The sequence below is a fragment of the Xenorhabdus bharatensis genome (assembly GCF_037996705.1).
Classification (GTDB): domain Bacteria; phylum Pseudomonadota; class Gammaproteobacteria; order Enterobacterales; family Enterobacteriaceae; genus Xenorhabdus; species Xenorhabdus bharatensis.
This window is the reverse complement of the sequence record NZ_JBBMXG010000027.1, coordinates 35133-41425: the sequence shown is the minus strand read 5'-3', so window position 1 is coordinate 41425 and position 6293 is coordinate 35133. Positions and strand designations below refer to the sequence as shown.

Below are 6293 nucleotides of genomic sequence, written 5' to 3'. Positions count from 1 at the left end.
ATCAACCGTTTGTCTTAGCGATCCCCAAAAATGAGCGCCTCTGGTGGCAAACACCGCACTACACCCGAGCAGACACCATTGCAGCCAGTCTGACCGCTGACGACTGGGAAACACAGTCAGCCGGGCTGGGAACAAAAGGCGAACGTTGGTATGACTGGGCACGGCTCCCGCTCTGGCGCTTGCAATTGAGTGAAGAGGAACGGCGTTATGGCCATTATCTGCTGATCCGGCGTAACCGGGATGAGAAGCAGGAACGGGCCTACTATGTTGTCTATGCTCTTAAAGAGCAAGCCGATCTTAAGACATTGATTCAGGTGGCCGGACATCGCTGGGAAATCGAAAGCGGTTTTGAGGAAACAAAAGGGGAATGCGGTCTGGATCATTACGAAGTCCGGCAGTGGCACAGCGGGTATCGGCATATTACGTTGTCATTATTGGCGCATGCGGTTCTGGCGGTTTTGCGGATACAGGAGAAAAAAAACGCCGGCGGGACTGATAGCCCTGAGTGTAGCGGAACTGCGTAAGCTGCTGTCAAAACTGATGGAAAAGGCAGGAGAAACGAGAGAACAGATTTTATTTTGGTCAGACTGGCGACGACGACACCAGTATCGCGCCCAACAATGCCATTATCGTCGCCGAGAGGAATATCTGATCATGGAACAGTTACGACTGTAGTACTAATCCCGTTCATCAAGGCCTTGTACTTACTGGTGCTGGTGGTACTGGCTTGTAACCGGATAGATAGCAGTTCTCGCAAAGCCAATGGGATATCGGGATCGGCAATCCGTCGCTCCAATGTACTTTTTTGCATATCAGGCAGTTCAATACCAAAGGCTGAGGTGATATGCCGTAGCATGGCATCACGCTGAGTTGCTGCCTGTACATCGCCATCGGTCAGCTTCTGTGTGCGTTTCGCCAGCCGCTTTTGTTCCTGCTCGACGGCTTCAACGGCAGATTTAGCTAACTCAATATCCATACATACACCACGATCATTAATCTGTTGGTCACGGTGCCAGAGGGCTAATTCAGTGCCCTGATAATTCCATTTAGGCAGGCGCTTATGTACTTCGCGCATAGCCTCAATATCCAACCCCGCGTAAGCCACAAAACGCCGCCATTCTTCAGGATGCGTTTTGCTGGTGGCACGGCGAAGTGCGGAGTTTTTCGGGCGGGGCTTACAGAATAATTGGATTAATGCTTTGCCTTCTTTATCTTTTGCTTTATCCGCCGGAATACCCAGAACTTCACACAATGCGCCTAATGCACCGGGGAGGCCGTGTGTCAGTGCCTGTACCATCGTGTCACGCCAACGGGAAATATCCAGATGCAGTTTCGGCATGTAATGGCGTAAAACAGTCCGGTCAAAGTGGCTGTTATGGGCGAACAAAATAACGTTCGGGTCAATTAAAGTTTTACGTAATTCGGCTGGCATGGAAATATGGCTTGTAATATCCCATACCTGAACAGGGTTATTGTTTATCGCCCATGCAAATAACATAATTTCGGCATGTTCGGCGTAAATATGAGTACCATTTTTAATCGGTGTCTCACTGTAAGTTTCGAGGTCGAGCCAGAGAATAGTATTATTCATAGTCGTTAGTTTTAAATGGGTGAGGAATACATGGGACGTTTGAAAGATTTTGTCGATATTAAAAAATTAGTGATTGCTGTTATTGTTGTGGTTTTCTTGCTTTATTGTTTCATATCAGGAAATATTTTCGCTGGGAATGTAACTGACAAGAATATCCCAACACGGGAAAAAGTATTACAATCATATCCAATGTTTGATGCATTGAATAAAATTGATCCAGAAGCATTTGAGAGTGTGTATAAAGAAATACAATTAATGCCTTATAAAGAGGATAAGGCGATTCAAAATGAATCTATATTGAAAGTTTTGGGATTTGTTAGCGCATGGTTTGATGCCAATCTAGGTCGTTTATTAAATTCTGCTTCTGATGAAGCGGTAAACAAATATGGTAGCCATATGGTTAGAGTCTTTGACATTTTATTAAAGACTGATCCTACTGGCGTTCAGTGTTTCAATATAACGTATCCTGGAGTGCTCGGGGAGATTGATGCGTTTAAATTAAAAGATGATACTAAAGGAATGGCATACGATAAATACTATTTGAATAGCATCGCAGATTCAGTAGCTCGCCGTGATAAAGTTGATAGGTTACCTGTTGAACAAATTGAAGGTGCAATCTCAATCATCAATAATAAGTTAGTCGAAAAATATGGTGATTATTATTATACTGAAGACCCGCAAGAGCTAGCTAAGCAGCCAGCTTTAGCATGTGGTAAAATACTAGATTTATTTAAAAATATTATGGAATTAGACCCCCATCTCTCCGCTGAGATTCTTCGTTATATCAATACACCTGAATAACCCTATTCTTATTGTAGCCCCTCCGTATTTAAGGGGCTATGTATTTTCAGCTAACACTCTCTGACGGTAACCCAATCATTTCATTAAGTGCCTCACGGCGAACGGCGGGAACTGGAGGAGCTTTCGCCGTATCTTTAGGCAATATCTCTGCGGCTTCCGGCCATTCGGCTAATAAACGTTTCACAGTGCGCACTTTTGATAATGCCGCTTCGACATTATTAGTGATATCTTCCCGTTGGTTTTCTAATTCGTCTTGGCGTTTTTCCAATTCATAGAATGCATTAACCAGCGGATTATCGGCTAATAGCGTGGTATCGTCAGGCGTTATTTTATACACATAACTTCTTCCGGTGTATCGTTTTCGGTCGCCATTAAAATACGCAGTAACACGACTACCTGCTAAATTGATTTGAATGTAATATGACTCTCGAATATTATTTAAACCTGTTCGCAATGCTTCTGGTATTTTGTCAGCCAGTTTTTTCATTTCGGACATAATATCTTGTATGCCCTGTTCCATATTTTCACCGCCGATGGCTTCTATTCTGACTTTTTCAGTCCAGTCTGCACGGTCTTTATAAAGTTGTTCTTCTTTTTCGAAAATACCGGCTTTTGTCAGCGCATTGTTAACAATTTCATTTTTTATATCTTTAGTTAATGTTTTTTGTATCATGGTTTTTTATCCTAAGAAAAGCCCCGCATCATTAACGGGGCAATTAATCTAATTAAATTAACTCTTCTGCCTCTGCGCCTTCGCTCAGGTCGTCGAACTCTTCAATGCTGGCAACTCCGCCACCAGTGAATGCGTCACCATCCCGTAAGAACTGAACCCCGCCCAGAGAAGCCGAGATACCTTTGCCGTTATTGTCATAGGCGAAGATATTGATAGTGGCGTTGACATAACAGCCGGAATACGGGCGACCATCCTGAGCCGTAAGTGGTGTACGGTCACGGTCAACCACCAGTGGGCGGGCTTTATTGCTGGCGGAAATATACATACAGCCTGCATAACCATCGTAATCAGACTTATCGTCACCATCACGGAAATTAAAGCGCATGTTATTGCCACGGATACTTTTGATAATACCCTCCGCTTTTGCACCCCATTTCTCGGTAGCGACTTTTAAAATCGCGGCTTCAATTTCAGCGATAAGGTCTTTACGTGATTTATCAATCAGGAACGCCGAACGGTATTTATAATCGCCTTGCCCGTTCACTTGGGTTGCTTCAAATAATTCAGGGAATGCCAGACGCACGTTAGATAATTTAACTTTCATGTTTTTGCCTTTTTTATTGATTAGATGAGATCAGAAACGAGCGCATCGTCAGATACGTCGTCAAAATCGTTTATCGGGTTGATGCCCAGTGCTGGACGGGGATCTGATTCCGGTACGACAGTCGGTTTACCGTCAGGCCGGGTGATGAGTGCCTCCAGTTTGGCCCACCTTTTCGGATACTCTTTCTTAAGTACCTTTTCCGCTTGTGGTGGGGTTATCAGCTTCTTGGTGTACATCTGATCTTGCTTAAGCTTAAACGATTTCAGCATCGCTTCCGCCTCAGACTCCATGCCCCAAGAACGGTTACCTAACTTACCTTCAACCAGTTTAAAGCCGGGGATAGTGTGGCCTGCATTCAGCTCCGTACTGACTTGTGCTCTCACAGCCTTACACTAGTTTTCGATATAATCGACCTGCATATATTTATCGGCCAGTGTCTGGTGGTCGTAGGTGGTCACTTTTTCAACCGCAGCCTGTAACTGAGGCGCTAACGGCTGAGTCAGGTCGTCAAAGTCATCTAAGACTATGTTTCTTACATGATTAGCGGATGCGTTGCATGTGGCTTTGGCCTTACAGAACCGGCACTGTTTTTCGCCTGGAGTGAATGAGTCGGCGGGTAAGGTTTCCACGCCTTCACACTGGGCAATATTAAAGGTGACAATGACTAATGCTGCGGCTTCTTTGGCCCGTTCGCCAAATTGCCGTAAGTCATCAACACTGACCGACCATTCTGAAACATGGTTCAGCCGTGGCTGGTGGATGAACAGACGCACGGTCTCAAAATCGTACAGCATGTCGAACTGATCGAGTGCGCCCAGTGCATACAGCATTAACTGCTCGTTCTCTTCGGCATAAACCCGCACACCTTTACCGTACTTCAGGTCGTGGATTTGCAGTTCAGGGCCATTAACGATGATAGCGTCGGCGGTGCCGAACGACTTTTCGACGCCAATCACAGCAGAAAAATCGACACGCTGTTCAATCATTAACTCATGGCCTTCCTGAGCCAGATTCCAGACGGTGCTAACGTATTGCCCGACGGCTTCGGCCATCTCTTCATCGACTTTCGGCGTATCGGGCTTGAGCAAGACATGCTGACCAATATACTCGGTCGTATCTTGTCCCATCGTGAAAGGTCTTCCAGCCAGCGTTTTCGGGTTCTGGCGGTTATTCAGCACCAGTTCAGCAAGGGTATGTGCCGCTGTTCCCTCAAGCGCGAACGGGGAGCGGCTATCCGGCATACCGGCTTCCATCGCCAGACTACCGTGGCAGTGTAGCCATCGGTGCGCGGATGAGGGTGAGAGCTTTGCATGTACCTCCGGCATGTTTAGCCCTCCCATGCTGCTTGAGCCAGTTGAATTACCTCGGCAAGGTTTTCTTTAGGCACTTGGCCCAGTTTTATAGCCCCGCCGAATTTCCTCAAGATCGCGACTGCTTCGTTACGGTATCCACCTTTAGCTAGCCTCAAAATATGTTCTTCTGCTTGAGTGAATTGTGCTGCATAATCAACCTCTGGCTCTGGCTCTGGCTCTGGCTCAGAGTCTGCGGTATCGGTAATGGGCTTACCTTCATCCAACAATGCCAGAGCGAATTCACGACGTTCAGTGATACCGGGGATATCGCCCCAATTTTCCACCATTTCCAGACACAGGTCTAAAATACGGGTTTTGGTGAGTGCTTTTAGTTCCTGCAAGCCCTGTAGTGCGCAGTCTAAGGCGTCTATAGAAGAATCATATTAATATGACATAATATCTGGATTTACATAACAAAGGATAAAGTGCGATGGGCTACAGTCTGGATTTTCGAAAGCGAGTATTGGCATACAAAGAAAAGTATTCGTTGACATTCGAACAAACGAGTCACCATTTTGATATTTCTATGCGAACCTTATTTCGGTGGCATCACAAAATAGAACCCTGTGTGACACGGAATAAGCCGCCCACGAAAATCAGTGATGAAGCGCTTCTCACCGATGTCCAAAATTATCCCGATGATTATCAATGGGAAAGAGCAAAACGCCTGGGTGTTGCGCAGTCTGCTATCCACTACGCCTTGAAACGGCTGAAAATAACGGTCAAAAAAAACGCTAAGACACCCCAACGCTGACGCTCAGGCGCGTCAGGCTTTTATCGAACGCATCGGCCACTATGAGCAAGCGGGGAAACCGATTGTTTATCTGGATGAAAGTGGTTTTGCCCAGTCTATGCCCCGTACACACGGCTATTCGGCGAAAGGGCGGCGCTGCTTCGGGACACACGATTGGCAGGCCAAAGGCCGCATCAATGTCATTGGTGCGATCCTCAAAAAGACCTTCGTGACCTTAAGCTTATTTTCGGGAAGTATTAATGCGGATGTCTTTCACGCCTGGATGACACAAGATTTGCTGCCCAAGCTCCCCAGCGGCGCCGTGATTGTCATGGACAATGCCTCCTTCCATAAATGGCATGACACGATAAAAGCGATAGCAGACCACGGTTACCTGTTGGAATGGTTACCTCCTTACAGCCCGGATTTGAATCCTATCGAACCGAAATGGGCTCAAGTCAAAGCGATAAGACGGCGAGAGAGGTGTTCAATTGACGAGCTGTTTATGGAACACGTGAAATATGTCTAATTATTTTGAT

General features: G+C 46.1%; 8 protein-coding genes and 2 pseudogenes. 5 read left to right on the top strand and 5 right to left on the bottom strand.

Annotation, left to right across the window (positions count from 1 at the left end; genetic code table 11):
• The coding region (locus AAC855_RS19185) for a transposase (protein ID WP_340611683.1) at nucleotides 1–524 on the top strand (524 nt) is incomplete at its 5' end.
• 16 nt (nucleotides 525–540) lie between these two features.
• Entirely contained in the window at nucleotides 541–675 is a 135-nt protein-coding gene (locus AAC855_RS19180; protein ID WP_340611682.1) for a hypothetical protein, read from the top strand.
• 1 nt (nucleotide 676) lies between these two features.
• On the opposite strand, the pseudogene AAC855_RS19175 reads toward AAC855_RS19180, so the two are convergent.
• A pseudogene (locus AAC855_RS19175) lies at nucleotides 677–1591 on the bottom strand (3'-5' exonuclease family protein); the annotation flags it as partial.
• 30 nt (nucleotides 1592–1621) lie between these two features.
• Between AAC855_RS19175 and AAC855_RS19170 the strand changes: the two are divergent.
• Complete coding sequence (locus AAC855_RS19170; protein ID WP_340611680.1) at nucleotides 1622–2392, top strand: hypothetical protein; 771 nt, start codon at nucleotides 1622–1624, stop codon at nucleotides 2390–2392.
• Nucleotides 2393–2438: 46 nt separating this feature from the next.
• On the opposite strand, the gene AAC855_RS19165 is transcribed toward AAC855_RS19170, so the two are convergent.
• The 4 genes and pseudogenes from AAC855_RS19165 to AAC855_RS19150 form a co-directional block, all read right to left on the bottom strand.
• Nucleotides 2439–3065: an Nmad5 family putative nucleotide modification protein gene (locus AAC855_RS19165; protein ID WP_340611678.1), complete on the bottom strand. Its 627-nt coding sequence runs from the start codon at nucleotides 3063–3065 to the stop codon at nucleotides 2439–2441.
• Nucleotides 3066–3117: 52 nt separating this feature from the next.
• Nucleotides 3118–3669, bottom strand: a complete 552-nt coding sequence (locus AAC855_RS19160; protein ID WP_340611676.1) for a DUF2815 family protein — start codon at nucleotides 3667–3669, stop codon at nucleotides 3118–3120.
• A gap of 20 nt (nucleotides 3670–3689) precedes the next feature.
• Nucleotides 3690–4994 (bottom strand): annotated as a pseudogene (locus AAC855_RS19155) (DUF2800 domain-containing protein).
• Between the two features lie 2 nt (nucleotides 4995–4996).
• Nucleotides 4997–5362, bottom strand: coding sequence for a hypothetical protein (locus AAC855_RS19150; RefSeq protein WP_340611675.1), 366 nt, complete (start codon nucleotides 5360–5362; stop codon nucleotides 4997–4999).
• A gap of 89 nt (nucleotides 5363–5451) precedes the next feature.
• Between AAC855_RS19150 and AAC855_RS19145 the strand changes: the two genes are divergently transcribed.
• Nucleotides 5452–5775 (top strand): IS630 transposase-related protein, encoded by a 324-nt coding sequence (locus AAC855_RS19145; RefSeq protein ID WP_340611674.1) that lies wholly within the window; start codon nucleotides 5452–5454, stop codon nucleotides 5773–5775.
• 22 nt (nucleotides 5776–5797) lie between these two features.
• Nucleotides 5798–6283: an IS630 family transposase gene (locus AAC855_RS19140; RefSeq protein WP_340611687.1), complete on the top strand. Its 486-nt coding sequence runs from the start codon at nucleotides 5798–5800 to the stop codon at nucleotides 6281–6283.
• Nucleotides 6284–6293 lie beyond the last annotated feature (10 nt).